Genomic DNA, 26,619 nt, shown 5'->3' on the forward strand with positions numbered 1-26,619 from the left:
TCCATCACTCTTGACCACGGTCATAAGAGGGTCTGCGCGCGTCGCTTCGCTCCTTGCTCCGCCCTAGAATGACGAAGGCGCTTTCTGGCCGGCGCGATCCTAGCCCGTAAACCGCGGACCCAATTCCTCGATGCGGGCGATCATCTGCTGGAATTCCTCCAGGATGCGTCCGTGCAGCTGCACGGCGAGGTCCGGGTATTCCTCCAGGATGCGGCGGAACATTTTCCGGCTCAGCCGGATCACTTCCGAATCGACCGCCGCGGAAGCGCTGGTCAGCCGGTTGGTATCGGCGATCAGGGCCAACTCGCTCAGCATGGTGCCCGGGCCTGCCGTACCGATCGGGACGCGTTTGCCGCCTAGCTCCCGATAGAGTGCGATCAAACCGCTGACCACGATATAGGCAGAGTCAGCGACGTCGTCCTCGCGGTAGAGCTTATGGTCGGCCTGGAGCACGGTGGTCTCGGCGCCGAAGGCGAGCAGGCGCAGCTGTTCCTGCGTGAAGCCCTGGAAAAGCTTCACGCTGGACAGGATGTGGATGTCGTCATCCAGCGCCATCCTAGCTGTGTCCCCGAGCGGTCAGTCCAGTCCCTCCATTGGAGCGGCGCGCCCTCCTGGGCTCGCGAGAAACGCTCCACCGTGCATCGTGCGATGCCTGCAACGAGCCGATCCATCACCCTCCAGCACCAGGATCGTACCCGAAGCGGTCCCGCCCGACCGCTCTATCTCTTTTGGCTCAATTCCAGCCGGAAGGCTACGGCGAAGCCGCCTAGCGCAACCGTTTCACACTTTATCTTGGATCATGAAATGTTTAAGGAACCAGCTTGTAGCCGCCGCTTTCTGTCACAAGAATTTCGGCATTGGAAGGATCGCGCTCGATCTTCTGGCGCAACCGGTAGACATGGGTCTCCAGCGTGTGCGTGGTGACGCCGGAATTGTAGCCCCAGACCTCTTCCAACAGCACGTCGCGCGTCACCACCTTCTGGTCGGCGCGGTAGAGGTACTTGATGATCGAGGCTTCCTTCTCGGTCAGCCGCACCTTGGCGCCGCGCGGATCGATCAGCAGCTTCTGGCTGGGCTTGAACGTATAGGGGCCGACGGAGAAGGTCGCGTCCTCGCTTTGCTCATGCTGGCGAAGCTGGGCGCGGATGCGCGCGAGCAGAACCGCGAAGCGGAAAGGCTTGGTCACATAGTCGTTGGCGCCGGCCTCGAGACCCAGAATCGTGTCGGAATCGGTGTCATGGCCGGTCAGCATGATGATGGGCGCCTTGTAGCCGCCCTTGCGCAGGATTTTCACCGCCTCGCGGCCATCCATGTCGGGCAGGCCGACATCCATGATGAGCAGGTCGACGACGCCGCCGCGCGCCGCGGCAACGCCTTTTGCGGCGGTCGATTCCTGCTGGACGTCGAATTCTTCGTAGAGCGCCAGTTGCTCGACCAGGGTGGCGCGCAGGTCGTCGTCGTCATCGACGATCAGGATGGTGCGTGATGTCATGGATCAATCCGTTGTTTTAAAAAGAATATTCAGTTGACCTCCCCCCATTTATGCGGAAGCTCACCGGCGCAACAGCCGATCACAGTGATTTGTTCCGTGACACAATCATACAAGAAAAAACGCGCGCGCAATGCGGCGGGCGCATTTTTGCCGAAAGGCTTGAACGTTTTGGTCGTGCGCGCACGGCCCGGCAACCCTGCGCAGGGCTTCCTGCAAGCCGGCAAAACGGTGTTTCCCTGCGCCCTGGGGCGCGGCGGCATCACCGCCAACAAGCATGAAGGGGACGGCGCGACGCCGCTGGCTTCGATGCGCATCCTGTCGGGCTATTTTCGGGGCGATCATTTCGCGGGCGGGCGCAGGACGAGGCTGCCGATGGCCCCGATCGGTCCGGATCTCGGCTGGTGCGAGGTGCCGGACGACCGCAACTACAACCGCCCGGTGAAGATCCCGTATGGCGCGAGCCACGAGCGGATGCGGCGCGGCGATCGGCTCTACGATGTCTGCCTGGTGCTCGACTGGAACATCGCGCCACGCCGGCGCGGGCGCGGCAGCGCGATCTTCTTCCATCTGGCACGGCCGGGCTTCACGCCGACGCAAGGCTGCTTGGCGGTGACGGCGCGTACCATGGCGAGGCTGCTTCCGTTGCTGTCGGACAGGACGGTGGTGCGGGTAGTTAGATAGGCAGTAGGCAGTAGGCAGTAGGCAGTAGGCAGTAGGCAGTAGGCGTCTCCTTCCCTACTGCCTAATCCCTACTGCCTCTTTCCCGGTTTCTGCCAACCCGCGCCGAGCAGCCCGATCTCGCGAAGCTCCCGGTCCATCGCCTTCGCCACATCCCGGCGCTCGGCGCCGATGTCGCGCAGCTGGCTGTCGGAGAGGTCTTCGGCCGACTCGTGGGGCAGCCGGGCGGCGACCCGGGCCTGGCGCAGCCAATCGCGTGCCGAACGCAGCCAAAGGGTGAGGCCGGAGGGAGATTCCAGGGGGGTGCAGGGCTTCAGGGCGATCTCAGACATGGCTCTATCCGTGTTTCTCCAGATATCAAATCCGGTTTGATGGTGTTTCGATGAAGCCATCATGCCGTATTGAAAAACAAACGAGAAACGAGTAGTTCTTTTCTGATCATCAAGTTTTATTTGGAGATCGCATGGCCAAGCTGCTACCCGGAACGCGTGCGCTGCGGACCTTCGAAGCGGCCGCCAGGCATCTCAACTTCACCCGCGCCGCCGACGAGCTCGGCCTGACGCCGGCAGCGGTCAGCCATCAGATCAAGGAAATCGAGGACCAGCTCGACTTGGTGCTGTTCACGCGCACCAGCCGCACCATCCGGCTGACGGAGGCGGGGAACGTTCTGTTCGAGGCTTCGATCGATGCGCTCGACCTGCTCAACCGGGCGGTGTCTCGAGCCCGCAAGATGACGCGCGGCACCTCGCTTTTGAAGGTGACGCTCGACGCGCAGTTCGCGACCAAGTGGCTGATGCGGCGCGTCGACGATTTCCGCCAGCAGAAGCCGGGCATCGAGCTGCGTTTCGACATCACCTACGATGTCAGGGATTTCGAGCGCGACGATGTCGATGTCGGCATCCGCTTCGGCACAGGCAAATATCCGGGGCTCGCGGCGCACCGGCTGTTCGAGAACATCATCATCCCGGTCTGCAGCCCGGCGTTGCTGGCGTCAGGTCCGCCGCTGAAGGAGCCGCGCGATCTGTTCAACCACACGCTTGCGCATATCGACTGGTCGCGGCAGGGGGTGACGTGGCCGAACTGGAGCATGTGGATGCAGGCGGCCGGCGTCGACGATTTCGACGACAGCCGCACGCTGGTCTTCGGGTCGTCGACCGATGCCACCCAGGCGGCGCTCGACGGCAATGCGGTGGCGCTCGCCGATTTCGCCATGGTCGCCAACGATCTTTCGCAAGGGCGCCTGGTGCGGCCCTTCGAGCTCGGCATCAAGGTGGCGCCGGAATTCGCCTATTTCCTGGTCTATCCCGAGGCCGCGAAGGACGACGCCCGGGTTATCGCTTTCCGCGATTGGCTTACCGAGGAGGCGGCGAAGACGCCGACGTGATGGCCGCCTCAGCCCGCCGGCGCGGCCGGTGCGCCGAACCAGCCGATGACGGCGCCGATGATCAGCATCACGCCCAGCCAGTGACCGGCGTCGATCAGCGTCAGGGCCCAGCCGAAGCCCTCATAGCGGTGGTTGACGGCGAGCGTGGTGGCGATGAAGCCGAGCCAGAGCACGAAGCCGAGCAGCAGCCCCGCGATCGGGTTCGGCTCGCCGCCGGTAATCGCGCCCAACACCAGTGTCAGGACAAGCGCCATGATGAGCTCGGCGACGAAGCTGACGATGAAGGGAACGGCCGAGCGCTGCATGGTGGCGGGGTCGAGCTTGGCCGCCCTCAGCCAGGGCTTGCTCAAGCCCATGTACCAGGCGGCGCCGAACAACCATGCGACGACAGCGGCGGCGATCACCGCCAGCCAGTTCACGACCGAAAAATCCATGCTTTCCCCTCCAAGTCTCGTGCGTTTCACCGTTTCACGGAAACGGCGAACCGCACTATCTACTTGTTTTTACGCAATTCCGGACGGAAAACCGCTCACACTTTTCCTGGAATTGCTCTAGAGGCGATGGAACGCTTGTTCGGTCGTTCCGTCAAGCAAGGCGCCAGACAGTCGTGCGCTTGACCTCGGCGTCCTCCAGCACGCGCGTCACAGGAACCTGGTAAACGGCCAGCGATTCCAGCCCGGTCCCGGGGAGATAGGCGCGGCCCGGATCGCCAATGAGGATATCGGCGCCGCGAGCCCGCAGGCGCGCGAACCAGGGCAGCAAGCTGTCGGCGAAAGCCTTGTCGTAGAAGACGTCGCCGGCAAGCACGACGTCCCAGCCATCGTCGGAGCCGACGCAATTCGTGCCGAGGAATTGCGCCTCAACGGCGTTGGCCTCGAGGTTGAGCGCGATCGCCGTCTCGCAAAACGGGTCGATGTCAGCGGCGATCACCTTTGCCGCGCCGGCTTTCATCGCGGCGATGGCGACGAGGCCCGAACCGCAAGCGAAGTCGAGCACCCGTTTGCGGCGCACCGTCCCGGGATTGTCGAGCACGTAGCGGGCGAGACCCTGGCCGCCGGCCCAGGCAAAGGCCCAGAAAGGTGGCGGCAGGCCGATCTCGGCCAGCTCTTCCTCCGTGCGCAGCCACAGATCATGCGCCTCGTCGGCGAGATGCAAAAACACTTCCGGCACATGCGGCGGCGCCATCAGCGCCGTGTTGTCGAGGATGAACTTTTTCGCGCTTTTCGGCGTGAGCTTCGTCACGGTGCCGGGTTGAGCTCGGCCATGCGGCAGACCTCTTTCCATTCGGCCGGCGTCACCGGCTGAACGGAAAGCCGGCCGAGCCGGACCAGCGCCATCTCGGCGAGCTTGGGATTGGCCTTGACCTCTTCCAGCGTCACCGGCTTCGGCACGTCCTTATAGGCGCGGATGTCGACGCATTCCCAGCGCGGATCGTCGGTCGTGGTGTCGGGGTGGGCCAGCGCGCAGACCTCGGCGATGCCGACGATGTCGAGGCCCTCGTTGGAGTGATAGAAGAAGCCGAGATCGCCGATCTGCATCGCCTTCATGTTGTTGCGGGCGGCATAGTTGCGCACGCCGTCCCATTGCGTGCCGGCCTTGCCTTTGGCCTTCAGCGCCTCGAAGGAAAAGACCGAAGGTTCGGACTTGAACAGCCAATAGTTCATATCGTTTGTCCCATCGCTTTGTCGCACCGCCACGCATGGCGTCCCCGTCTATGCTTACTCTTTCGCCGCCGCTGCGGCGAGAGCAGCGAACGATCAAGCGCCGGCGGGCTTCTGGAAGACCCAGTTCCACGGCCGGATCTGGACGCTTTCGAACAGGCCGGCCTTGGCGTAGGGATCGGCGGCCGCCAACGCTTGGGCACCAGCCATGTCCGGCGCCTCGATCATCACCAGGCTGCCGTCCGGCTTGCCGTCGGCGTCGAGGAAGGGACCGGCAAAGGCAAGCTTGCCTTCGGCGATCAGGCCTTCCAGGAACGCCGCATGCGCCGGCCGCGTGTCGACGCGCAGTTGCAGGCTGCCGGGCTTGTCCTTGCAAATCAACGCAAACAGCATGTTTCAACTCCGATGATTCAGATGTCGGTTTCGGTCTTGAGCGGGCGTGTCATCAACGCGGTCACGGCCTGGCCGATGGTCACCTTGCCGTCGAGGATGGCGGCGACGGCCGAGATGATCGGCGCCTCGATGCGGCGTTCGGCGGCGATGCGGGCGGCGATGCCGGCCGTCGGCACGCCTTCGGCGAGCGGCAGGCCGGCAAGCGGCTTGCCCTGGCCGAGCGCCAGGCCATAGGCGAAATTGCGCGACTGCGATGACGAACAGGTGAGCAAGAGGTCGCCCAGGCCGGAAAGCCCCATCAGCGTCTCCGGCCTGGCGCCGAAAGCGGCGCCGATGCGGCGCAATTCGACGAAGCCGCGCGTCACCATGGCTGCCTGGGCGCTGGCGCCCAGACCTGCGCCGGTGACGGCGCCGGCGGCGATGGCAAAGACGTTCTTCAGCGCGCCGCCGATCTCGACGCCGATCAGGTCGGCGCTGGAATAGCAGCGCAGGTTCTCCGCCGAGAAGCGCGCGGCGAGCTCCGCTGCCAGATCGCCTTCGCGAGCGGCAACCACGACTGCCGTCGGCAGGCCGGACGCGACGTCGCTGGCGAAGCTCGGACCGGACAGTGCCGCGACCGGATTGCCGGGCAGGCTCTCCGCGACGATCGCCGAGAGCAGCGCGCCGGTGTCGCGCTCGATGCCCTTGGCGCAGAGCACCAGCGGCGCTCCCTGAGGCACATGGTTGCGTGCTTCGGCCAGGACCGCGCGCAGCGACTGCGCCGGCGTCACGGCGAGCACGCAGTCGGCGCCGTCGAGCGCCGCGGCCATATCGCTGGTGGCGGCGATGCCCGGCGCGATCCGGATGCCGGGCAGGTAGCGCGGGTTCTCGCCGCGGGCGATGGCAGCGACGGTCTCAGTGTCGCGCGCATAGAGCCGGACGTCGTGGCCGGCGCGTAGCATGGCCAGCGCCAGCGCCGTGCCCCAGGCGCCGCCGCCCAGCACCGCGACGCCCCAGCCGCTGCCCGATTTCCTGCCGCCCGTCACCTTCGCGCTCATGCCTTGGCACCGCGCCGGCCCGAGCCGACCAGGGGCGCCGAAACACTGTCGAGCGGCCAGCGCGAACGCGGCACGAAATCGGCGGTGTTTTCGTCGGCGATGCCGGCGCGCAGCCGCTCGATGCCGGCCCAGGCGATCATCGCCGCATTGTCGGTGCAGAGTTTCTGCGGCGGCGCGACGAAGGCGAAGCCGGCTTGCGAACAAAGCGTTTCAAGCGTTGCCTTGATGGTGCGATTGGCGGCGACGCCGCCGGCGACGACCAGCGCCGGTCTCGCCTGGCCGGGGAATTCCTGGCGGAAGCGGGCAAGCGCGCGGCCGACACGGTCGCCCAGCGCGTCCGCCACCGCCGCCTGGAAAGAGGCGCAGATGTCGGCGACGTCCTGGTCGCTCAGCGGCGCGATGGCGGTTGCCGCCTGGCGCACCGCCGTCTTCAGGCCGGAGAAAGAGAAATCCGGTTGCGCAGAGCCCTTCATCGGACGTGGGAAGGCGAAGCGGCGCGAGTCGCCGCTGGCCGCAACCTTCTCGACATTCGGGCCGCCTGGATAGGGCAGGCCGAGCATCTTGGCCGTCTTGTCGAAAGCTTCGCCGAGCGCATCGTCGATGGTCGTCGCCCAGCGCTGGTAATCGCCGACGCCGCGCACCGCGACGATCTGGGTGTGGCCGCCGGAGACGAGCAGCAGCAGATAGGGGAAGTCGAGACCGTCGGTCAGCCGCGCCGTCAGCGCATGGCCTTCGAGGTGGTTGATGGCGATCAGCGGCTTGTTGGCGGCTGCGGCGATCGCCTTGGCGGTCATCAAGCCGACGATCAGCCCACCGACCAGACCCGGCCCCGCCGTCGCGGCAATCGCGTCGACCTCGTCGAGCGAGACCGACGAGTCGGCAAGTGCTGCCTCGATGATGCCGTCCAGCGCCTCGACATGGGCGCGGGCGGCGATCTCGGGCACGACGCCGCCAAAGGCCGCGTGCTCCTCGATCTGGCTGAGCACGATGTTGGACAGGATTTCGGGCGCGGAGCCGCCGTCCAACGCCACCACGCTGGCCGCCGTCTCATCGCAACTCGTCTCAATGCCCAGAACGCGGATCAATTGGTCGCTGTCCAGAAAGATTGTGTCGCCGGAGGTCTGTCGATATTCAGGTGATGCCGGCCTGCAAATGGCGGTTTTCTGCGCTTCCGGTGCTCACGTACCCAAAAGTACGCTCCGCTCCGGTTCTCGAAACCCACCATTTTCGGCTCGGCCTGACCTTGAATCTCGGCAGACCTCGAGTTCACTCGGGGGTTATCACGGACCGCGCGCCATGCAAACTTTGAAAATCGGAACACGCGGCAGCCCGCTGGCGCTCGCCCAGGCGCATGAGACGCAGGCGCGGCTGATGCAGGCGCATGGGCTGCCCGAGCAGGCATTCGAAATGATGCCGATCTCGACCAGCGGCGACCGCATCCAGGACCGGCCGCTGTCGGAAGCCGGCGGCAAGGGCCTGTTCACCAAGGAAATCGAGGAAGCGCTGCTTGACGGCCGCATCGACATCGCCGTGCATTCATCGAAGGACATGCCGACGGTGCTGCCCGACGGATTGGAGCTTGCCACGTTCCTGCCGCGCGAGGACGCCCGCGACGCCTTCATCGGCAAGAAGGTGAAACGGATCGCCGACCTGCCGCATGGCGCGATCGTCGGATCGTCGTCGCTTCGCCGGCAGGCGCTGCTTCGCCGCATGCGGCCGGATTTCGAGGTGGTGATGTTCCGCGGCAATGTGCAGACCAGGCTGCGCAAGCTCGACGAAGGCGTCGCCGAAGGCACCATCCTCGCCTATGCCGGGCTGAAGCGGCTCGGGCTCGAACATGTCGTCACCGACCTGATGCCGCTGGAAGCTTTCCCGCCGGCGCCGGGACAAGGCGCGATCGGCATCGAAACGCGCATCGGCGACCGCGATGTCGAAAGGATGCTGGCGGCGATCCATCACGTGCCGACGGGCCAGGCACTGGCCTGCGAGCGGGCCTTCCTCGCCGCGCTCGACGGCTCGTGTCGCACGCCGATCGCCGGCCATGCGACGGTGTCGGGCGAGAAACTCTCCTTCACCGGGCTGATCATCTCGCCCGACGGCAAGGAATCGCACGAGGTCCGGCTGGAAGGCGAGGCCGCGGACGCGGCGGAGATCGGCCTGGACGCCGCGCGGACGGTCCGCGCCAGGGCCGGCGCTGAATTCTTCGACGGCTGGGCCTGACATGGTCCGCGTCCTGGTGACGAGGCCAGAGCCTGGCGCGTCGCGCACGGCACTGCGCCTCGAAGGCCTGGGATTTCAGCCGGTCCTGCTGCCGTTGACCGAGACGAGCGCATTGCCTGTCGAGGCGACCATCGGCGGCGATGTCGTCGCGGTCACTGTTACCAGCGCCAATGCGGTGCGGCATGCGCCGAAGGCGCTGGTCGCGGCGCTTGCAGGCCTGCCTTGCCACACGCTTGGAAAACGGACGGCCGAGGCCTGCCGCGCGGCGGGGTTTGTCTCCGTCACGGAAGGTCCGGGCGATGCCGAGGCGCTGGCCGACGCCATCGCCGGCGGCCTTGCCGGCAAGGCAATCGTCTATCTGTGCGGTCGTGTCCGCTTCCCGGTATTCGAGCGGCGGCTGGCGGCGGCGGGCGTGCATGTCCAGGCGATCGAGACTTACGACACGATAGGTGTCGACTATGGCGATGCCGACGTGGTCGCCCGCCTGTCGGGCCGGCCGATCGACGCCGCGCTGCTTTATTCGGCCAAGGCCAGCTTGGCGCTGGCCAGCCTGATTGCGCGGCCGGCCTTGCGGCATCTCTTTGAAAAAACGGAATTCTTGGCGCTTTCGGCGCGTGTTGCCAAGCAGTTGGAAGAGGTTGCCAGTAACAGGGTCGGCATCGCGTCCAAGCCCGAGGAAGAGGCGTTGCTGGCGCTTTTGTCGCTGCCCGGCTGAGCCGCGTCATCACACCGCCCCTTTTCACCGCTTGGTGATGTGCTAGAGCATCCCCTGGACCCTTTGAACCATCCTCAAGCCAGTTCGCGGAGCCCAAAGCATGGTCAAGACGCCGAAGATGCGACATTCGAAGACCCGGCGCGAGCCGGTGACTATCGAACTCGAGCCCGGCGCCGTCTCGCGAATCACCGACGAGGAAGCCGTCAAGGCCGAGGCCGAGGCCGCGCAGACCGACGAGGCGAAGGCGGAAGAGGCCGCCGCCGCTTCGCAGCCGGAGGCCCCAGAAGAGCCGATCCATGCCGAGCAGGACGATATCGAGCCATGGGAGCATAGCGACGCCGCGCAGGCTGCAGCCGATAAGCCCGAGGCCGGCAAGGACGAGCCGGAGGCGCCATATCCCGGCGGTTCCGACGCGCCGAAGAGCCAGTCCAAGGGCTTCGAGTATAATTTTGAGGACGCCTCCGCGCCCGGCGCCGGCGCCTCGACAGCGAAGCCAAGCGAGACACGAAGTGAGACACGGAGCGAGGATCGCGTGCCGCAGCCTTCGCGCAAAACCGGCGTCAACGCCATCGCCGCGGGCGTCATCGGCGGCGTGATCGCGCTTGCCGGCGCCGGCCTGCTGCAGGCGGTCGGCCTGCTTGGCGCGCCAGGCTCGGGCGGCGGATACCTCGACGGCGTCAATGGCGAGATCGCTTCGCTGAAGAGCGAGATCGCGGCGCTGAAGGAAAGCGACGGCACCGGCGCCGCCGCCAAGGTCGACGGCCTTTCATCGGCGCTCGACCAGGTCAAGGCCGATGTCGCGGCGCTGAAATCCTCGGCCGGGCAGAGCGGCGACGGCGCCGCGCTCAAGGCGCTCGGCGACAAGGTCGGCCAGATCGAGACGACCGTCGCCGACCTGCAGAAGAACGGCAGCGTGGCGCCAGTCGATCTCGGGCCGCTCAACGAGAAGATCGCCGGGCTCGACGCGCTGGTGAAATCGACTGGCGACGCGGCCAAGGGCGAGGACGGTCGGGTCGCGGCGCTGGAACAGTCCGTGTCGCAGCTTTCCGGCAAGGTCGAGGCGCAGGCCTCGCAGCCCAAGATCGCGCTGGCGATCGCGGCCTCGGCGCTGAAGTCGGCGCTCGATCGCGGCGCGCCCTTCGCGACCGAGCTCGACACGTTCGCGGCGATCGCACCGGACGCGCCCGAGCTCGCGGCGTTGCGCTCCTATGCCGAAAAGGGCGTGCCGACCCGCGCCACTATCGCTTCGGAGGCCGATGCGGCCGCCAATGCGATGGTCGAAGCGGCGACACCGGTCGACCAGAATGCCGGCTTCTTCCAGAGCCTGGTGTCGAGCGCGGAATCGCTGGTCAAGGTGCGGCCGGTCGGCGCCGTCGAAGGCAAGGGGGTGCCGGAAACCGTGGCCCGCATGGAAGTCGCGGTCAACCAGGGCGACTACGCCAAGGCGCTCGCCGAATACGACACGCTGCCGGACGCGGCAAAGGCAGCCGGGGCCGATTTTGCCGGCAAACTGAAGGCGCGGCTGGAGGTCGAAAAGCAGCTCGAAGCGCTGATTGCCGGCGCGACGAAGGCGTGAGGACGACAAGATGATCCGCCTCCTCGTCTTCCTCCTCGTCGTCTTCGCGCTGGGACTGGGCTTCGCCTGGCTGGCAGACCGTCCGGGCGACATGCTCGTCACCTTCAACGGCTACCAGTACCAGATCACGCTGATGGTGGCGGCGGTGGCGATCGTCGCCGTGGTCGCCGCGGTGATGATCGTCTGGTGGCTGATCAAGTCGCTATGGAACAGCCCCTACACGATCTCGCGTTATTTCCGGGTGCGCCGCCGCGACCGCGGCTACCAGGCGCTGTCGACGGGCATGATCGCCGCCGGCGCCGGCGACGGCGCGCTGGCGCGCAAGAAGACCAAGGAGGCGGCCAAGCTGATCAAGTCCGATCAGGAGCCGCTGATCAATCTGCTCGACGCCCAGGCCTCGCTGCTCGAAGGCGACCATAAAGGCGCGCGGGAAAAATTCGAGCGCATGCTCGACGATCCCGAGATGCGGCTGCTCGGCCTGCGCGGGCTTTATCTCGAGGCCGAGCGCCTCGGCGACCGCAATGCCGCGCGCCACTATGCCGGCCGTGCGGCGGCGGTTGCGCCGCAGCTTGCCTGGGCGGCGGAATCGACGCTCGAGGAGCTGACCGAACGCGGCGACTGGGACGGCGCGCTGAGGCTGGTCGAGGCGCAGAAATCGACAAGGCAGATCGAGCGCGACGCGGCCAACCGCCGCCGCGCCGTGCTGCTCACCGCCAAGGCGCAGGCGCTGGTCGACAGCGACCCGAACGCGGCCCGCGCCGCGGCGCTCGAAGCCAACAAGTTGGCGCCGGACTTCGCGCCGGCGGCGGTCATCGCCGCCGATCTGGTTATCCGGCAAAACGACGTGCGCAAGGGCTCCAAGATCCTGGAGGCCGCGTGGAAGGCCGAGCCGCATCCGGATATCGCCGAGCTCTACACCCATGCAAGGCCGGGCGATGCCGTGCTCGACCGCCTCAACCGGGCGAAGAAGCTGCAGGAATTGAAGAAGAATCACGCCGAGTCGTCCATGACCGTGGCGCGGGCGGCGCTCGACGCACAGGATTTCGCCACCGCGCGGCGCGAGGCGGAGGCCGCGATCCGCATGGACCGCCGCGAGGGCGCCTATCTGCTGCTCGCCGATATCGAGGAAGCCGAGACCGGCGACCAGGGCAAGGTGCGGCAGCTGCTGTCGAAGGCGGTGCGCGCGCCGCGTGACCCGGCCTGGGTGGCGGACGGCGTCATCTCCGAGCGCTGGGCGCCGGTGTCGCCGGTTACCGGCAAGCTCGACGCCTTCACCTGGCGCGCGCCGATGGAACGACTTGGCCAGTTGATCGACAGCGAGACGGATGTTGCGGTGCCGGCGATCACCGCCGCGCCGGCCGCCGCATCCGCTGAAAAGGCGATCGACATTGTTGCCGACGCGCCTGCCGAGAAGCCGGCGCAGGCGAATGGCGGCGAGAGGGACGCGGCCGTTGCGGAAGCCGTCAGCGAAGCTGAAACAACCGGACGGGGTTCGGAATTACCGCCTTTGCCGGACGATCCGGGTGTCGCGCCGGAAGAAGAAGCGGAAAAATCGCCGCGCCGGTTTCGTTTGTTCTGAGGCCGGGTTTTGATGGGCAGGGAAAAGGTGTCGATGTTCGAGCGTGTGTTGTCCTTCCTGAGAGATTTGCCGGCTGCCGGCCATGCCAGGCCGAGCGCCGACGATCCGCGCGTCGCGGCCTCGGCGCTGCTCTACCATGTGATGAACGCCGACGGTGTGCGCCAGGACGTCGAATGGGAGCGGTTCAAGCAGATCCTGGCCGAGACCTATTCGGTGAGCGGCGAGGAGCTCGACGCGCTGGCCGCGGCCGGCGAGAGCGCCGACAATGAGGCGATCGACCTCTACGCCTTCACCAGCGTGCTCAAGCGCAACCTCGACGCCGAGGCGCGCAAGGCCTTCATCGGCCTGATGTGGGAAATCGTCTATGCCGATGGCGAGCTTGACGAGCTCGAGGACAACACCGTCTGGCGGGTCGCTGAGCTGATCGGCGTCGAGCGCCGCGACCGCATCGAGGCGCGCCGCAAGGCGGCGGCCGAGGTGCCCGGCGCGCGGGGCACGTCGAGCGACGAATAACAGGACCCATCGCCCTCCATGCCACCCAGACCGAGGCCGAGACCAAAGATCCTGATCGTGCTGCATCAGGAGAATTCGAGCCCCGGCCGCGTCGGCCATATGCTCCTGGAAGAAGGTTTCGATCTCGACATCCGCAGGCCGCCGCTCGGCGACGGGCTGCCCTGCACGCTGGAGGATCATGCCGGCGCTGTTATCTTCGGCGGGCCGATGAGCGCCAATGACGAGGACGAGTTCGTCCGCCGCGAGACCGACTGGCTGGAAATCCCGCTCAAGGAGAACCGGCCGTTCCTCGGCATCTGCCTCGGCGCGCAGATGCTCGCCAACCATCTCGGCGGCAAGGTCGAGGGCCATGGCGAGGGCCTGGTCGAGATCGGCTGGTATCCGCTGAAGGCGACCGACGCCGGCAAGAAACTGCTGCACTGGCCGGAGATGGTCTACCAGTTTCATCGCGAAGGCTTTTCGCTGCCGAAGGAAGCGACGCTGCTGGCAACGGCGGAAACCTACCCCAACCAGGCCTTCCGCTATGGCGAGAATGCCTGGGGCATCCAGTTCCACGGCGAGCTGACCCGGGTGATGATGCAGCGCTGGGTGGTGCGCGGCGCGCATCGCTTCGAGCTGCCCGGCGCCCAGCCCGGCCGCGACCATCTCGGCGGCCGGCTGATCTGGGACATGCATCTCAAGCGCTGGTTAGCTGAGTTTCTGGGGCTGATTTTTGGCCGGCCGGCCGTGGAGTAGAGCAAAGCCCGATTGCCCTGAACGGCCGAGCTTGACCCGACCTGCACCTGTCCCCGCGCCTATCTGCTCGTGGCTTGCGAATCCCGGGCCGAAGGCAGGCTGGCCTCGAGGAAGCGGTGCCAGGCGCCGCCGAGAACCAGCGCGGTCTCGGCCTCACCGAATCCGGCCGAGGAGAGGCCTTGCGACAGCTTCGGAAAATCGAGGTTCGATCTGAACCAGGACGGCTGACCCGGAAAACTCGCGGCAGCCTGGATCTCGCGGGTCCAGCGGCCCTCGCGCATCCAACGCACGACGCTGTCGGGCTGATCCTGGCAAAGATCCGAGCCGATGCCGAGATGCTCCGCTCCCATGATTTCAGATGCCTCCTTGGCCATCTTTCCGAATTGATCGAGCGTCGTGTCCGAACCGTTCGGAAGATGCAGCGGGTAGAGCGAAAGGCCGAGCAGCCCTTCTTTTGCGCGCAATGCCTGCAGGACGGCCCTGGAGACATTGCGGTTGCTGTCGCGCAGCCAGCGCGGATTGGCGTGGCTGATGACCACCGGGCGTTGCGACAGCGCGATCGTTTCCAGCGCGGTCCGCTCGCCGGCATGCGACAGGTCGATGATCATGCCGAGCCGGTTCATCTCGGCGATGGCCTCGCGCCCCATCCGCGTCACCCCGCTGTCTTCCCTCTCCATCCAGCCGCAGCCGAGCAGCGACTGGTTGTTGTAGGTGAGTTGCATGAAGCGGATGCCGAGATCGAACAGCATCTCGATCAAGCCGATATCGTCCTCGATCGGCATCGGGTTCTGCAGGCCAAGCAGGATCGCCGTCCGGTTGGTGGCCCGCGCGCGCTCGATGTCGCCGGCATCGCGCGCCAGAAGGATCAGGTCCTCATTGTCGCGAAAGCGCGCGCGCCAATCGACGAGATGGCGCACCGTTTCGCGAAAACCTTCATGATAGCCGACCGTGGCGTGGACCGCGGTCAACCCGCCCCGGCGCATCTCCTCGAAAATTTCGCGCGACCAGTTGCAGTATTGCAGCCCGTCGATCAGCACTTGCGGCGCGTCGCTGGTCATTCGGCCACGCCCGCGTGGATGTAGGATGTCTTGACCTGCGTGTAGAACTCGACCGCCGCGTGGCCTTGCTCGCGCGGGCCGTAGCTCGAGGCGCGAACGCCGCCGAACGGCACGTGATAGTCGGTGCCGGCGGTCGCCAGGTTGACCATGACGCAGCCCGAGCGAGAGGCGTGGCGGAATCTCGTCGCGCGCGCCAGCGAGCGCGTGGCGATGCCGGCCGTCAGCCCATAGGGCGTGTCGTTGGCCAACAGGATCGCCTCGTCGAGGTCGTCGGCTGGAATGACGCAGGTGATCGGCGCGAACATCTCCTCCTGGTTGATGCGCATGCGCGAGCGGCCGTTGAGAAACACGGCGGGCGCCATATAGTGGCCGCGATGCGCCAGGTCGAGCGCCTCGCCGCCTGTCGCAAGCTCGGCGCCTTCGCTGATGCCGAGCGTCACATAATCGAGATTGGCCGAGAGCTGCTCGGTGCTGACGACTGGCCCCATCTGGACGCCGGCCGCAAGCGCATGGCCGACCTTGAGGGCTTTGGTTTTCGTCAGCAGCTTGTCGACGAAGGCGTCGTGGATCGGCCGATGGACGATCAGGCGGGACGCCGCCGTGCATTTTTGCCCGGTGCCGCCAAAGGCGCCGTTCACCGCAAGGTCGACGGCGCGGTCGAGATCGGCATCGTCCATGACGACGAACGGATTCTTCGACCCCATTTCGAGCTGCAGCTTCACGAAGCGCGCGGCGGCCAGCGCCGCGATGCCGGAACCGACGGCACCGGAACCGGTGAAGCTCAACCCTTGTATGTCGGCATTGGCGGCAAGCTCGCGGCCGATCGTCGACCCGGAACCCATAACCAGGTTGAACAGGCCTTTCGGGATCGCCTGCCGGCCGATTATCTCGGTCAGCGCCCAGGCGCTGGCCGGGGTGATGCTGGCCGGCTTCCAGACCACGGCATTGCCGAAGGCAAGCGCCGGCGCGATCTTCCAGGACGCGGTGGCGATGGGGAAATTCCAGGGCGAAATGATCGCGACGACGCCAAGCGGTTCGCGTTCGGTCAGAACGTCGACGCCAGCCCTGACCGAGTCGGCCGAGGAGCCGAGATTGCGCAGCGCCTCGGCGGCGAAATAGGTGAAGAACTGTCCGGCGCGAAAAACCTCGCCGACGCCCTCGGGAAGCGTCTTGCCCTCCTCGCGCGAAAGCAGTTCGCCAAGCTCCTTCGAGCGTGTCATCAGCTCGCGCCCGACGGCGTCGAGAACGGCGGCTCGCGCTTCGAGCCCGGCCGCGGCCCATTCCCGCTGCGCGCCTTGCGCCGCCGCCACGGCGTCATGGATGTCGGACGGCCGCGCCTGGGCAAAACGCCCGACCATGTCGGTCACGTCGGACGGATTGACGTCCTCGACCCAGTCGGCGCCGTCGCGCCATTCGCCTGCGATGAAGTTCTGACCGTTCAGCATCGTGTTCGACCTGCATCAATTCGGTTGACAACGACCTAACCAATGCTGTGAACTTCAATCAAGCTCAATTTTTGGCACAAATGTTCAGGCAAGCTTAACAGTGACCAAAACCATCAGCCTGACCGGCATGCGCAGCTTCGTCGCGGTCTGCGAGACCGGCGGCGTGCGCGCCGCCGCCGATCGGATCGGCCGCACCCCATCGGCCGTGTCGATGACCTTGAAACAGCTGGAAGACGACATCGGCGCGCCGCTGTTCGAGAGCGAGCGCAAGGGCGCGCTTTCGCCGGTCGGTCGTATCGTGCTCGACGAGGCGCGTGCCATGATCGCGCATTACGACCGCGCCTGCCTGGCGATGACCAGCTATGCGGCGGACCGGCAGGGCCGCTGCGACGTGGCCAGCGTGCCTTCGGTCGCCGTGACCCTGCTGCCGCGCGCGATCGCCCAGCTTCGCGCCGAAGGCAGCCGGTTCGACATCCATGTTCGCGACAGCGATTCCAGCGCGATCGTCGACGCGGTCGAGAACGGCATGGTCGAGGTCGGGCTCTGCGTGCTGGCCAGCAAGCGGCCGCAGCTCAGCTTTGAGCCGCTGTTCCACGAGCCGCTCGATTTCGTCTGCCCGGCCGATCATCCTCTGGCGAAATCGAAGCGCCCGCTGAAATGGGCTGAGCTCGATGGCGAGAGCTTCATCCGCAATGGCGCGGCCGCAGCGCTCGGGCTTGCCGAGACCGAGGCTTTAGCCGCCGGCTCGAAGCTCACCGCGACCAATGTGAGCTCCAACCTGGCGATGGTGGAGGCCGGGCTCGGCGTCACCATCCTGCCCCGGCTCTGCCGCTGGAAATCGAGCCACGACGTGCGCTTCGTTCCCCTTGCCGACCCGCGCTCGAGCCGGACCGTCGGCTGGATCGCCAAGGAAGGCCGGAACCTGCAGCCGGCGTCGCTGCGGTTCATCGAATGCATTCGCCTGCAGACGCAGGCGAGCGAAGGAGAGTTCGGCTATGCGGCGGCATGATTGGCGGATGGCCGGATGACACGCCTGACGCAAGCCCGCATCGAGACGCTCGCCCACACCGCGCTGCTGCGCCATGGCGCAAGCGAGCGGCAGGCCGAGGCGCTCGCCGCAGCCATCGCGGCAGCCGAACGCGACGGCCTGAAGTCGCATGGGTTGATGTACCTGCCGACCTATTGCGAGCATTTGACCTGCGGCAAGGTCCTGGGGCTGGCCGAGCCGCGCCTGACGCGTCCGGCTCCGGCTGTCGTCGCCGTCGATGCCGGCAACGGCTTTGCGCACGCGGCAATCGTCACCGGCACGCCGCCGCTGATCGAGGCGGCGCGCTCGCAAGGCGTGGCGGCTTTGGCCATCCGCAACTCCTACAATTGCGGCGCGCTCGGCTATCACACCGAAAACATCGCGCGGGCCGGCCTGGTCGGTCTGGGCTTCACCAACGCGCCGGCCTCGATCGCGCCCTGGGGCGGGCGCAAGGCCGCCCTCGGCACCAATCCCTGGTCGCTGGCGGTTCCCGACGGGCAGGGCGGCGCGCGCTTCGTCATCGACCAGAGCGCCAGCATCGTCGCCAAGAGCGAAGTCATCAAGCGGGCCCGCGTCGGCGAGCCGATCCCGCCCGGCTGGGCTTTCGACGCAAGCGGCGAGACGACCACCGATGCCGGCGAAGCGTTGAAGGGCACGATGGCGCCGGCGGGCGGCTACAAGGGCGTCGGCTCTGCATTGCTGGTCGAGATCTTCGCCGCATGCCTGACGGGAGCGAACCCCGGGCTTGTCGCCAGTCCCTTCTCCGGCACGGCCGGAGGTCCGCCTGGAACCGGCCAGTTCTTCCTGGCGGTCTCGCCAGGAGCAACATCGGCCGGGGCATTCGCGGGCAATCTGGAAACCGTCGCCGGCGCCTTCATCGGCGAGGCGAGGCTTCCGGGCACAAGGCGTTTCGACGCGCGCGAGCGCAACGCCGGAGACGGCATCGAGGTGGCGGCGGAAACGCTCGCCACCTTGGAGAAGCTCGCAGGGACGGCCGCATGACGGCGATCGCGCTGCGCCCGCCGGAGGTCGTCATGCGCTTGCAGCGGCTGGGCGCCGCGCATCCGACGCGGCTCAGCTTCCTGCGCCAGTTGATCCGCCGCGCCGTCAGGGAAAAATGGCGTGTGCGCAAGGACCGGTTCGACCTCGACGACAAAGGGTTCGGGCGCGCGGTCTATGCGGTCGAGACCCCGGCAAGGACCTACAGCCTTGTCGCGTTCTCGACCCCGCTCGACGACGAGAAGCGGTCCGACCGGGTGATCGCGCAGGCCTGGGACACGAGCTACGTGCTTTACGACGGATTGCCGGATGACGCCGAAATCGCGCGGCTGGAGGCAAATGCGCCGCTGCAGGAGGCGGGCCGCTACACCAGAAGCGAACTCGTGCTGGCGCGTGCGAACAAAAGCGTGCGGCTGTTCGAGGAAGTCGCCGCGGCACTGGCGCAGGGACGACAGCCGCACGAGGAGCAGTTGCTCGGCGTCGGCTATCTGCTGCGCACCACGGCGGTCTACGGCAATGGCAAGTTCGGCATCGCCGATCGCGACGAGATCGCCGCGCGCCCGGAGCTTGCCGGGTCGTTCCAGGCGGAAATGCTCACGGTCTGGCTGATCCGCTCCTTCACGCTCGACCTTGTCGATCACATCGCCTATCGCCGCAATCCGGCCGGCGCGGCAGGGCTGGCGCCGGATTTGCGCCGGGCGCTCGGGGTCGGCAACGCGACGGGGCTCGGAATGGCGCCGTTTCTCGTTCGCCATCCGCTGTTGACGCATAGCTGGTTCCTGGCCCGCGAAACCGCGCTGGCAAGGGTGCGCGCCGAACCGCAAGCCGGCGCGGCGGAACGAGAGGTTTTCTCGAAAGCGCTCGCCGAGCTACGCCGGCGCGTGGCTCGCTGGCACAGCGACGATGCCCGCCAGGCCGCCGCGACGTGCTCTCTGACTGGCGATCTCGATGCGCTGGTGGAAAATTTCGACCGGCTTCTGGCGCAGCCCAGCCCCTGGGATGCGCTCTATCGCTTCGCCGAAGACCATTTCTCGCTCGAGGGGCAGGAAGCCTGCGTCTCGCTGATCCTCGAGCCACACGGTGCCCTGATTGACGAACTCGGCGACACGATGAAGGCCGACGAGACGCCTGGCCATGGCATTGACGGCACCATGAGCTGCGCCTCGCTTCGGCAGGCGCTTCTCGACTGCTATTCCTGGGCGACCAAGGTCGACTTCGCCGACCCGGCCGCCAACGCGCGTTTCTGGTATGTCTCGGCGGAGAAGCTCGAGCCCCGGCTTGGCGAACGCTTCGAGGAGGACGGCGCCGAGCTCGAACAGCCTTTGGCCACCGCGCGCGACGCACTCAGCCTGGCCGAGGCTCTCGCGGGGGAGCCACCCTCGGCCAGTGTCGCGGACTTTCTGTTGCGCCGGCCGGAATGGCGCCACGCGGTGCGGCGCGCCCAGATCGTCGCGAAATTCCCCTATGCCGAGATCCACGACAATCTGATCGGCGCCGACTTGCGGCCCGTCGACATATTGCGTGCCAAGCTCGCCTTCTTCGGCGCGCGCAGTTTCGACCCGCGCTCCGACCGTTGGCTGCGGATCGCGCTGTTCAGCGGCGAGCCCCTGATCGAGGATGTCGCCGCCATGGCGCCGGCAGGAGAGGCGGCGTGATCGACCTGTCGCTCAACGAGGTGGAAACGCTGAGCGCCAAGGCGGCGCGGGGCGGCGGATTTTCATGGGGACTGGCAGAGGATATCGGCCGCGCGGCGCGCCGGATCGCAGTCGAGGACGACAAATGGGGCGTGGCCATGCTGAGCCTTGCCGAAAACGTGCAGTCCTTCGCGCCGCCCGATCCTGCCCGCGCGGCGCGCTGGCGAAAAGGCGAGGCCGACAAGCCGGCCGAAACGCCGCTCTGTCCGATCCGAACCGCGGCTTTGCTGCTCGACGATCCGCTTCCGGCGAGCGCGCTGCCGCTGGCGATCGTCGGTGTCGGCCTGCCTATCTGGCTCGACGCCATGCTGCGCCGCTCGGCCCTGCGCGTAGCGCGGCCCGTGGGGCCGGCGACGCGCGCCGATGTCGTCATCGAACACCGTCCCGAAATCGGGCAGCAGCCGACAGGCCGGCGCGGCGCGATCGACGAGCGGACGCTTGCGGCGCTCAATTCCTTCGCCGCCAGAACCTATGTGCCGGAAAGCGAAAGGTCGCGTGTGCGTGGTGCCGGCGGCGGCCGGGTGGACGACGAATAAGGGGAGAAACAAATGAGCGCAGCCGACGGCCAGAAGATCGCCATGCGCGGAGCGGGTTACTACTCGGCCAACACCGTGGGCGCCAAATACGTTATCGACAAGGTCGGCGATCTCGTCGTCGAGGCCGTCGCCCGCATGCCACGGCTGGCGGACGGCCAGCCATTCGCCATCGCCGATTTCGGCGCAGCCGACGGCGGCACCTCGATGGACATGATGCGGCGGCTGGTCGGCGCCGTCCGGGAGAGGGAACCGGACCGGGCGATATCGATCACCTACACCGACCTGCCCAACAATGATTTCTCGACGCTGTTCCGGCTCAGCCAGGGACTGCTTGGCACCTCGACGGAGGTCCCGCTGGCCGAGACGCCCGGGCTCTATATCTTCGGCAGCGGCACCAGCTTCTATCGCCAGATCGTGCCGGACAATTCGCTCTCGTTCGGCTTTTCCGCCACGGCGATGCACTGGATCAGCAAGCGGCCCTGCATGATCGCCGACCATGTCCAGGCGGTCGGCGCGACCGATGCCGAGCGCCAGCAGTTTCGCGCCCAGGGGCTGCGCGACTGGGAGACGATTCTGCTGGCCAGGGCGCGCGAGCTCAGGTCGGGCGGCCGGCTGGCGCTGGCCAATTTCTGCGTCGACGAGGATGGGCGCTATCTCGGACACACGACCGGTGTCGACATGTTCGACGGCTTCGCGCGCCATTGGCGCGATCTGGCTCGGGCGGGACGGATCAGCGAGACGGAATATGTCAACGCGACGTTCCAGCAATTCTACAAGACGCCGGATGAGTTCGCGGCACCCTTCCGCGATCCCGCTTCGCCGGTGTCGCAGGCCGGACTGAGGCTGGAAAACATCTTCACCATGGTGACGCCGTGCCCCTATGCCGAGGCCTTCCGGATCCATGGCAATGCGCAGAATTTCGCCAGGGCCTATGTGCCCACGTTGCGCTCATGGTCGGAAACCGTCTTCGCCAACGCGCTCGACCCCTCGCGTCCCGCGGCCGATCGTTCCGCAATCGTCGACACTCTTTACGGCGCGTACGAAGCCGATGTCGCGCGCGCGCCCGAAGGCCACCGGATGGACTATGTCCACTGCGTGACGGAAATCGTCAAAGGATAAGTGGTGCCGGCCTGTGGGCCCCAGCCTTGCACTTGGTCTCGGTCGTGGGACGTCAAGGAGGCCACGCAGAACTTCGCGCCGCTCGGTATCAGGTGCTTGTGCGAAATCCCCGGGGTTAAAGAATTTCAAGGCGTTTGTTCAGCGGTAAGTTCCTGGATTTTCTCAAGCAGGTTTTTGACCAGCAGCCGGTAGGCGCGCGTGAGCTCGTCCGGTGATAATTCGACTCTGATGTCGTACTTGCCGGAATAGTTCACCTGCAGATCGACGGTTCCGAACAGCGTCGTTGCACCATCGCGAATGTCGGTCGCCACGATCATGTTCGCCAATGGCTGATCCAGCAGAATGACGCCTGGTTCTCCGGGATGATTGTGCGTCGTCGTGCGTATTTTCACAACGTAACCCTCCTGTTAGGCCTGTCCAAAATAGAAGCCATCCCGTCAAAACGCGAGGAACAAAAATGGATGGTATCGGCGCGGCCACGAATCTGTGTTATGCGCCGCCCGATCAATCAAAGGACGACCCCCTGTGAGCGAACTGACCGTGGCCGAGGCGACCGAAAGCATCTACGCCTCACTCCGAGCCGACAATGCCGATATCGACGCCCACATCGCGGCACTCAAGGTGGCGCTGGCGCGAGAGGGGAAGAAACAGGCTGTGTTCGATCCGGCCAGATTGGTGCAGAACAACCGCGCCGGTCGCAAGCTGATGCAGGCCTATTTTCGGCAGCGCGGCGTCAGCGTGAGTTTTTCGGAGTAGAGGAACTGCAAGCGAAGCGATCTCAATCGGGCGTTGGCAGTGCTCTGCCGCAGGCCGATGAGCGCCAACGACGCGGACGAATTGGTGCGCGGCGAGGCGACGTTTCGCTGGCGCGCATGTATTCCAACCAGGCCTTTCGCTATGGCGACAATGCCTGGGACTATCGCCCCTCTATCCGTAGCTTTGCATCAAGGTCTTCACGAGCCCCGTGGCGGTCGTACGACTGCGCCAGATCATGCAAAGCACCGGCGAGGTGAGGGTGGGTTACTTCTAGTGCACCGGCGTGATGCCGATAATGCGCCGCCAGTGCGCGTTCCTGGTCGCCCCCCTCGTAGGCTCCCCGTGAATGCACGCCGCGCTTGTTCATGCTCCCTGTGTAAAACCCTCCAAGCATATCTTCGGAAGAAGTGCGCTCCAGGAGAGCCCGGGCAGCTTCGCCCGGCCACAAACCGTCAGCACCATCCGGCGCATGGGCCAAGATTTCTCCCAGCGTGATGTCGCACACCGCAAGCCGATCTTGCTGAGCGGCGAGCCGCCGGGTCTCTTCCACGAATTGAACGGCTTGATCGAGGTCGATCGAGCCATCGGCACTGGTGCCCGGCTGACGCTCGCAGGCGTGTAGGATATGCCAAGCATTCTCGGCGGCGCCTCGTTGCCTATCATCTGCTTCTCGATCGGAGCCGCTGTGCGGTTTGTAGATGAGACAGAGGAGTTCGACAAACACCTCTGGTCGTGACATGAGAACCCGGTACAGTGTCTTCGCGTGCTGCTCTCCCTCGAAGCCGAATGCGCGGATTATCGCGAACTCGAGTTGAACGAGCCGCATCTCGTCGATCGCTCCCGAGTCTTCGAGATAGTCGATCGCGCGTTGAAAGACGTAACTCTGAGGGATATGGCCTTCGGCCACTTCGAGTCCCTTCATGACCCCTTCTAGCATGTCTATGACAAGCTCGGGGTCATAGGGAGAGAACTTGATATGGCAGGCATTCAGCGCGGATACCGGCCGGCCGTGCGCGACGAGCTTGCGGATTGCTGTCTCCATCTCTACCGGGTTGTCGAGCCACAAATTGTTGGTGCAATTTGACCAGAAGTATTCGGACCTGCTGATGCCGTCGGCGCGATCCCATATCTGCGGATGATGAGGGCACAGGACGAGGAGGCGCGCCAGCCAATCCGGCACATGCCCCGCCGCAGGTGCGATCTCGAAGATCCTCCCGAGGGCAGCACTGCGTTCTTCCGACGACATACAGCACAGGATGGCGGCCGCAACGGTCGTTCGAACTTCTCCGCGGTGAAGTTGGCCCGCTTCCTCGACGATCCACCGATCGAGTTCCTGCTCCGGTAGCTCGATATGCGGGAGATGGCAGCCAACGGTCCAGGCATCCGCGTGAAGGGTGGCGAGCTTGACAACGCCTTCCCAACCAAGCGCTTCGAATACGTCCCTCAGCGCTGCGCGGGCGGTTTGCACCCCTTGGCGCTCTTCGGCGTCGAGTTCGGTTCCTCGTGTGCGGATTGGAAGTTCGACCCAACTGCTCCGGAACAGCCAAGCGTGCCTGACGATGACGTCGTCCGGTTCCAGGTCCGCATAGACGGCCTCAAGCGGGTCGAGCAGCGTGCTGAGTGTCGCATCGTCACGCTTCTCGTCATAGTTGCGATGCCAATGCAGCTTATGACGTATGGCCGAACGGAGCACTTCCTTGTCTTCATCGCCTAGCGCCCGGCATTCCCAGATCAGCTCGATGATCCGTTGCTGGCGCGGCGTGTCGAGTGTGGCGTATTTGGCGATGAGCTTCGCAATGCGTTGAGCATGGCCTCGCGACATCTCTATCTGGCGATCGATTGCCGCGGCCACCATCGTGTGACGCTCCAGGCCGGTCACACCATAGCCGGCGCCCGCATCGTCGGACCGCCATTTGGGCCGTGCGATATGGTTGGCGAAATCGGGGCCGGCTCCGGTCAAGCTGTCGAGAAGCTGATAGGCGGCATCCGGTGTCTGCTCGATCAGGAAATCGATCGCGCTGATCCGTTGCTCGACCGTTGCGGCGGTCTGCGGGAACCACGAACGGTAGAGATCGAGCAACGAGCTTCTGGGTTTGTTGCCCCAGTTTCCATCGATCTCCACGGCGGACAGTTTCGCCAGTATCAGCGAAACTCGTCGCAACCGGTTCGGAGCCCAGGCCAACGTCTCGAGTGCCCAAAGCATCCCGGCGTGCCAGCATCGGCTGCCGATCCCTGTGCTCTTGGTTTCGGCAAAGACAGAAAGCGGACCGCTGCCAGGTCTGCCTATGCCGAATTCGACCGCCGTCAAAAACTCGTGAGGGCTTGCCTCAGCCAGAGCGGGGAGTTGGCTGGCCAAGGAGAGCCAGCGAACCCGGTCGCCATCGCGAAGCAGATTGCGCACGAGGCGATCTATACGACCTTGGATGTCGATCGCTATGAGTGCGGGGACATCGACGCCGCGCGCCGCAAGTTTGATGAGCGTGTCGCACAAGGCGTCCAGCAGCAGTCCACTGATCGGCCGCACTTTGCCATGAATGGCAGCGGCATAGCGGTCTTCCTCCGCTAGTTCGAGCTGCGGATCGGGCGCGGCGAGGACAGCCTCCAACTCGGTGAAATAGCGATCCAGCTGCACCAGCGTGATGCGTTCACCGAAAATGGCGAGGAGCTCAAGCGCAGACTTCGCTTTCCAGACCGTGCCGATGTGCAGCAATGGCGAATCGTCAAGCCGCTCGAGCGCGAGCAGATCGGTTTCCAACTCCTCATACGGCCTGCCGCTGATCCGCGCGACGATCTCAGCATCGCTCGGCTTGCTGGTCGACCAGCCTCCGACGAGGCAGACCGTCGCCAAGGCATCGGCGGCCGGGCTATCGAGCCAGCTTGGCCGTCGAATGGCTGGATTGATCGCGTGCTGGCGCCGAAGCACAGACCAGGAGCGGCCGCAAAGCGTCGACAGGCGCCGCGTGTCATTCTCATCGAGTCCGATGAGCTGGAGCGCCTTTTCGAACTCGCCGGGCAATGCCCGCTCCAGCACCATCTCGGCATCGTTCAGCCTTGCGGCGAGGCCCTTGAACTGGCGGGCCATGTCGCCCGACGCGTACGGCACCACCAACGCCAGTCGATCCCTAACCGCTGGCGCCTCGGCTACGGCCGGTGTCGCAGCTACCGCAACCCCGATGCCTGCATTCTTCTCGACATAGCGCCAGCCGTCCGTGCTAGTGACTATGACCGATTGGCTGGAAATATGGTCATTTTCGAGCAGTGCGGCCGCTGTGAAGGCAACCGCTTCCTCGACACTGTCTGCCTTGATCGCTAGCGGCTCGGTCGCCGTTCCGCCACGAATCCGTTCAACCCGATGAACCAGCTTTGTCGCCTGGTCGATCCGACCAGTGAGCAATGCTGCGGACATGATCTTGGGAGTGCATTGCGCACCCCACTTTTCCAGATACGCGGCCAGGCTCTCGACACCGGGGCCGACGATGCCAAGTTCTTCGCCGAAAGCGAGCGCTACCGCCGGGCACTGTTCGAGCCACTGCTCCAGGTCGTCAGCGTCATAGGCCCGAACGTCCTTCCACGAACCTTCCGCGATTTTCTCGTCCCGCCAGCGCGACTTAGCCGCCCAACGGCGGGCGGTGACAGCAACGAAGCTACGCTCTGCTCTGATTTCCGGCGACGTCGCTGATGTACGCTTGGCGAAGTCTTCGTTTGCCTTGGTAATGGAGTCAGCGCGACAGCTTAATTCCCAACAGGAATGGCCGACAGGCACCCACGCGTTGCCCGTTTCGCTGTGCAGCTCTCCGTCAAACCCCGGCAACGCGACGGATTCACCAGCCGGCATCGCCATCTGCGTCACGGTCGAGACGCTGTGGATCAGCCGGCGTAGGAGCCGAGGCAATTCTGCCTGAGCTGGTGTCGTGTTGGCCCAACTGGCAATCTGTGTAGCAGTAACCATGACGCCAAGATAGCGTCTGGGAGTGCCGAACGGAAGAAGAACAGGACGACGCT

27 protein-coding genes are annotated in these 26,619 nt (G+C 65.6%); 14 read left to right on the forward strand and 13 right to left on the reverse strand.

Annotation, left to right across the window (positions count from 1 at the left end; genetic code table 11):
* Positions 1-99: 99 nt before the first annotated feature.
* On the reverse strand, positions 100-555 hold the full coding sequence (locus tag FJ956_RS23695) for a cyclic nucleotide-binding domain-containing protein (RefSeq protein ID WP_140683426.1): 456 nt from the start codon (positions 553-555) through the stop codon (positions 100-102).
* 253 nt (positions 556-808) lie between these two features.
* Positions 809-1,492, reverse strand: coding sequence for a response regulator transcription factor (locus tag FJ956_RS23700; RefSeq protein WP_040991447.1), 684 nt, complete (start codon positions 1,490-1,492; stop codon positions 809-811).
* Between the two features lie 84 nt (positions 1,493-1,576).
* Between FJ956_RS23700 and FJ956_RS23705 the strand changes: the two genes are divergently transcribed.
* Positions 1,577-2,173 carry a L,D-transpeptidase gene (locus FJ956_RS23705; RefSeq protein WP_140683423.1) on the forward strand — a complete coding sequence of 199 codons (597 nt, stop codon included), beginning with the start codon at positions 1,577-1,579 and terminating at the stop codon, positions 2,171-2,173.
* A gap of 68 nt (positions 2,174-2,241) precedes the next feature.
* On the opposite strand, the gene FJ956_RS23710 is transcribed toward FJ956_RS23705, so the two are convergent.
* A complete protein-coding gene (locus tag FJ956_RS23710; protein ID WP_140683420.1) occupies positions 2,242-2,502 on the reverse strand; it encodes a hypothetical protein in 261 nt (86 codons plus the stop codon).
* A gap of 131 nt (positions 2,503-2,633) precedes the next feature.
* Between FJ956_RS23710 and gcvA the strand changes: the two genes are divergently transcribed.
* Complete coding sequence (gene gcvA / locus FJ956_RS23715) at positions 2,634-3,554, forward strand: transcriptional regulator GcvA (RefSeq protein WP_140683417.1); 921 nt, start codon at positions 2,634-2,636, stop codon at positions 3,552-3,554.
* Positions 3,555-3,562: 8 nt separating this feature from the next.
* On the opposite strand, the gene FJ956_RS23720 is transcribed toward gcvA, so the two are convergent.
* The 6 genes from FJ956_RS23720 to tsaD form a co-directional block, all read right to left on the reverse strand.
* Positions 3,563-3,988 (reverse strand): DUF1761 domain-containing protein, encoded by a 426-nt coding sequence (locus FJ956_RS23720; RefSeq protein ID WP_140683414.1) that lies wholly within the window; start codon positions 3,986-3,988, stop codon positions 3,563-3,565.
* Between the two features lie 151 nt (positions 3,989-4,139).
* The gene (locus FJ956_RS23725) at positions 4,140-4,796 is read right to left on the reverse strand and encodes a methyltransferase (protein WP_140683411.1); all 657 of its coding nucleotides are present in this window, start codon (positions 4,794-4,796) and stop codon (positions 4,140-4,142) included.
* Entirely contained in the window at positions 4,793-5,218 is a 426-nt protein-coding gene (locus FJ956_RS23730; protein WP_095769579.1) for an EVE domain-containing protein, read from the reverse strand. Before FJ956_RS23730 ends, FJ956_RS23725 begins: the two co-directional genes overlap by 4 nt.
* A gap of 93 nt (positions 5,219-5,311) precedes the next feature.
* Positions 5,312-5,608 carry a YciI-like protein gene (locus tag FJ956_RS23735; protein WP_112100902.1) on the reverse strand — a complete coding sequence of 99 codons (297 nt, stop codon included), beginning with the start codon at positions 5,606-5,608 and terminating at the stop codon, positions 5,312-5,314.
* A gap of 17 nt (positions 5,609-5,625) precedes the next feature.
* Positions 5,626-6,645 (reverse strand): NAD(P)H-dependent glycerol-3-phosphate dehydrogenase, encoded by a 1,020-nt coding sequence (locus FJ956_RS23740; protein WP_140683408.1) that lies wholly within the window; start codon positions 6,643-6,645, stop codon positions 5,626-5,628.
* A complete protein-coding gene (tsaD, locus tag FJ956_RS23745; protein WP_181170363.1) occupies positions 6,642-7,727 on the reverse strand; it encodes a tRNA (adenosine(37)-N6)-threonylcarbamoyltransferase complex transferase subunit TsaD in 1,086 nt (361 codons plus the stop codon). The genes FJ956_RS23740 and tsaD overlap by 4 nt, the downstream gene beginning before the upstream one ends.
* Before the next feature lie 214 nt (positions 7,728-7,941).
* On the opposite strand from tsaD, the gene hemC reads away from it, so the two are divergent.
* The 6 genes from hemC to FJ956_RS23775 all read left to right on the forward strand — a co-directional run bounded on the left by hemC (position 7,942) and on the right by FJ956_RS23775 (position 13,983).
* Entirely contained in the window at positions 7,942-8,865 is a 924-nt protein-coding gene (gene hemC / locus FJ956_RS23750) for a hydroxymethylbilane synthase (RefSeq protein ID WP_140683402.1), read from the forward strand.
* 1 nt (position 8,866) lies between these two features.
* On the forward strand, positions 8,867-9,580 hold the full coding sequence (locus tag FJ956_RS23755; RefSeq protein ID WP_140683399.1) for a uroporphyrinogen-III synthase: 714 nt from the start codon (positions 8,867-8,869) through the stop codon (positions 9,578-9,580).
* A gap of 100 nt (positions 9,581-9,680) precedes the next feature.
* Positions 9,681-11,156 (forward strand): mitofilin family membrane protein, encoded by a 1,476-nt coding sequence (locus FJ956_RS23760; RefSeq protein ID WP_140683396.1) that lies wholly within the window; start codon positions 9,681-9,683, stop codon positions 11,154-11,156.
* A gap of 10 nt (positions 11,157-11,166) precedes the next feature.
* On the forward strand, positions 11,167-12,735 hold the full coding sequence (locus FJ956_RS23765; RefSeq protein ID WP_140683393.1) for a heme biosynthesis protein HemY: 1,569 nt from the start codon (positions 11,167-11,169) through the stop codon (positions 12,733-12,735).
* A 33-nt stretch (positions 12,736-12,768) separates the two neighbouring features.
* On the forward strand, positions 12,769-13,248 hold the full coding sequence (locus tag FJ956_RS23770; protein WP_140683390.1) for a TerB family tellurite resistance protein: 480 nt from the start codon (positions 12,769-12,771) through the stop codon (positions 13,246-13,248).
* Between the two features lie 18 nt (positions 13,249-13,266).
* Entirely contained in the window at positions 13,267-13,983 is a 717-nt protein-coding gene (locus tag FJ956_RS23775; RefSeq protein WP_140683386.1) for a glutamine amidotransferase, read from the forward strand.
* Positions 13,984-14,042: 59 nt separating this feature from the next.
* Here FJ956_RS23775 and FJ956_RS23780 read toward each other — a convergent pair whose 3' ends face one another.
* Together FJ956_RS23780 and FJ956_RS23785 are read right to left on the reverse strand one after the other, a co-directional pair.
* Entirely contained in the window at positions 14,043-15,041 is a 999-nt protein-coding gene (locus FJ956_RS23780) for a membrane dipeptidase (protein ID WP_140683383.1), read from the reverse strand.
* Positions 15,038-16,486 (reverse strand): aldehyde dehydrogenase family protein, encoded by a 1,449-nt coding sequence (locus tag FJ956_RS23785; RefSeq protein ID WP_140683380.1) that lies wholly within the window; start codon positions 16,484-16,486, stop codon positions 15,038-15,040. Before FJ956_RS23785 ends, FJ956_RS23780 begins: the two co-directional genes overlap by 4 nt.
* 100 nt (positions 16,487-16,586) lie before the next feature.
* Here FJ956_RS23785 and FJ956_RS23790 point away from each other — a divergent pair, with 100 nt between their 5' ends.
* From FJ956_RS23790 to FJ956_RS23810, 5 genes are read left to right on the forward strand one after another with little or no spacing between them, the layout of a single operon-like run.
* Positions 16,587-17,495, forward strand: a complete 909-nt coding sequence (locus FJ956_RS23790; RefSeq protein WP_140683378.1) for a LysR family transcriptional regulator — start codon at positions 16,587-16,589, stop codon at positions 17,493-17,495.
* A 15-nt stretch (positions 17,496-17,510) separates the two neighbouring features.
* Positions 17,511-18,515 carry an Ldh family oxidoreductase gene (locus tag FJ956_RS23795; RefSeq protein ID WP_140683375.1) on the forward strand — a complete coding sequence of 335 codons (1,005 nt, stop codon included), beginning with the start codon at positions 17,511-17,513 and terminating at the stop codon, positions 18,513-18,515.
* Positions 18,512-20,167 (forward strand): hypothetical protein, encoded by a 1,656-nt coding sequence (locus tag FJ956_RS23800; RefSeq protein WP_140683372.1) that lies wholly within the window; start codon positions 18,512-18,514, stop codon positions 20,165-20,167. The genes FJ956_RS23795 and FJ956_RS23800 overlap by 4 nt, the downstream gene beginning before the upstream one ends.
* Positions 20,164-20,742 carry a DUF3726 domain-containing protein gene (locus FJ956_RS23805; protein ID WP_181170362.1) on the forward strand — a complete coding sequence of 193 codons (579 nt, stop codon included), beginning with the start codon at positions 20,164-20,166 and terminating at the stop codon, positions 20,740-20,742. Before FJ956_RS23800 ends, FJ956_RS23805 begins: the two co-directional genes overlap by 4 nt.
* A gap of 12 nt (positions 20,743-20,754) precedes the next feature.
* Positions 20,755-21,861: an SAM-dependent methyltransferase gene (locus FJ956_RS23810; RefSeq protein ID WP_140683366.1), complete on the forward strand. Its 1,107-nt coding sequence runs from the start codon at positions 20,755-20,757 to the stop codon at positions 21,859-21,861.
* Between the two features lie 125 nt (positions 21,862-21,986).
* Here FJ956_RS23810 and FJ956_RS23815 read toward each other — a convergent pair whose 3' ends face one another.
* Entirely contained in the window at positions 21,987-22,253 is a 267-nt protein-coding gene (locus tag FJ956_RS23815) for a hypothetical protein (protein ID WP_140683363.1), read from the reverse strand.
* Positions 22,254-22,386: 133 nt separating this feature from the next.
* Between FJ956_RS23815 and FJ956_RS23820 the strand changes: the two genes are divergently transcribed.
* Positions 22,387-22,617 (forward strand): hypothetical protein, encoded by a 231-nt coding sequence (locus FJ956_RS23820; protein ID WP_140683360.1) that lies wholly within the window; start codon positions 22,387-22,389, stop codon positions 22,615-22,617.
* 160 nt (positions 22,618-22,777) lie between these two features.
* Here FJ956_RS23820 and FJ956_RS23825 read toward each other — a convergent pair whose 3' ends face one another.
* Positions 22,778-26,458 carry a hypothetical protein gene (locus FJ956_RS23825; RefSeq protein WP_140683357.1) on the reverse strand — a complete coding sequence of 1,227 codons (3,681 nt, stop codon included), beginning with the start codon at positions 26,456-26,458 and terminating at the stop codon, positions 22,778-22,780.
* Between the last annotated feature and the right edge of the window lie 161 nt (positions 26,459-26,619).

The organism is Mesorhizobium sp. B2-4-3, from assembly GCF_006442815.1.
Lineage (GTDB): Bacteria > Pseudomonadota > Alphaproteobacteria > Rhizobiales > Rhizobiaceae > Mesorhizobium.

Bases quoted from the DNA above. Each gene is read 5' to 3' on its own strand.
- FJ956_RS23760 (WP_140683396.1), top strand. From the start codon at position 9,681: ATGGTCAAGACGCCGAAGATGCGACATTCGAAGACCCGGCGCGAGCCG.
- FJ956_RS23795 (WP_140683375.1), top strand. From the start codon at position 17,511: ATGACACGCCTGACGCAAGCCCGCATCGAGACGCTCGCCCACACCGCG.
- hemC (WP_140683402.1), top strand. From the start codon at position 7,942: ATGCAAACTTTGAAAATCGGAACACGCGGCAGCCCGCTGGCGCTCGCC.
- FJ956_RS23765 (WP_140683393.1), top strand. From the start codon at position 11,167: ATGATCCGCCTCCTCGTCTTCCTCCTCGTCGTCTTCGCGCTGGGACTG.
- FJ956_RS23800 (WP_140683372.1), top strand. From the start codon at position 18,512: ATGACGGCGATCGCGCTGCGCCCGCCGGAGGTCGTCATGCGCTTGCAG.
- FJ956_RS23810 (WP_140683366.1), top strand. From the start codon at position 20,755: ATGAGCGCAGCCGACGGCCAGAAGATCGCCATGCGCGGAGCGGGTTAC.
- gcvA (WP_140683417.1), top strand. From the start codon at position 2,634: ATGGCCAAGCTGCTACCCGGAACGCGTGCGCTGCGGACCTTCGAAGCG.
- FJ956_RS23695 (WP_140683426.1), bottom strand. From the start codon at position 555: ATGGCGCTGGATGACGACATCCACATCCTGTCCAGCGTGAAGCTTTTC.
- FJ956_RS23785 (WP_140683380.1), bottom strand. From the start codon at position 16,486: ATGCTGAACGGTCAGAACTTCATCGCAGGCGAATGGCGCGACGGCGCC.
- FJ956_RS23780 (WP_140683383.1), bottom strand. From the start codon at position 15,041: ATGACCAGCGACGCGCCGCAAGTGCTGATCGACGGGCTGCAATACTGC.
- FJ956_RS23700 (WP_040991447.1), bottom strand. From the start codon at position 1,492: ATGACATCACGCACCATCCTGATCGTCGATGACGACGACGACCTGCGC.
- FJ956_RS23730 (WP_095769579.1), bottom strand. From the start codon at position 5,218: ATGAACTATTGGCTGTTCAAGTCCGAACCTTCGGTCTTTTCCTTCGAG.
- FJ956_RS23740 (WP_140683408.1), bottom strand. From the start codon at position 6,645: ATGAGCGCGAAGGTGACGGGCGGCAGGAAATCGGGCAGCGGCTGGGGC.
- FJ956_RS23775 (WP_140683386.1), top strand. From the start codon at position 13,267: ATGCCACCCAGACCGAGGCCGAGACCAAAGATCCTGATCGTGCTGCAT.
- FJ956_RS23770 (WP_140683390.1), top strand. From the start codon at position 12,769: ATGTTCGAGCGTGTGTTGTCCTTCCTGAGAGATTTGCCGGCTGCCGGC.
- FJ956_RS23735 (WP_112100902.1), bottom strand. From the start codon at position 5,608: ATGCTGTTTGCGTTGATTTGCAAGGACAAGCCCGGCAGCCTGCAACTG.
- FJ956_RS23710 (WP_140683420.1), bottom strand. From the start codon at position 2,502: ATGTCTGAGATCGCCCTGAAGCCCTGCACCCCCCTGGAATCTCCCTCC.
- FJ956_RS23720 (WP_140683414.1), bottom strand. From the start codon at position 3,988: ATGGATTTTTCGGTCGTGAACTGGCTGGCGGTGATCGCCGCCGCTGTC.
- FJ956_RS23825 (WP_140683357.1), bottom strand. From the start codon at position 26,458: ATGGCGATGCCGGCTGGTGAATCCGTCGCGTTGCCGGGGTTTGACGGA.
- FJ956_RS23755 (WP_140683399.1), top strand. From the start codon at position 8,867: ATGGTCCGCGTCCTGGTGACGAGGCCAGAGCCTGGCGCGTCGCGCACG.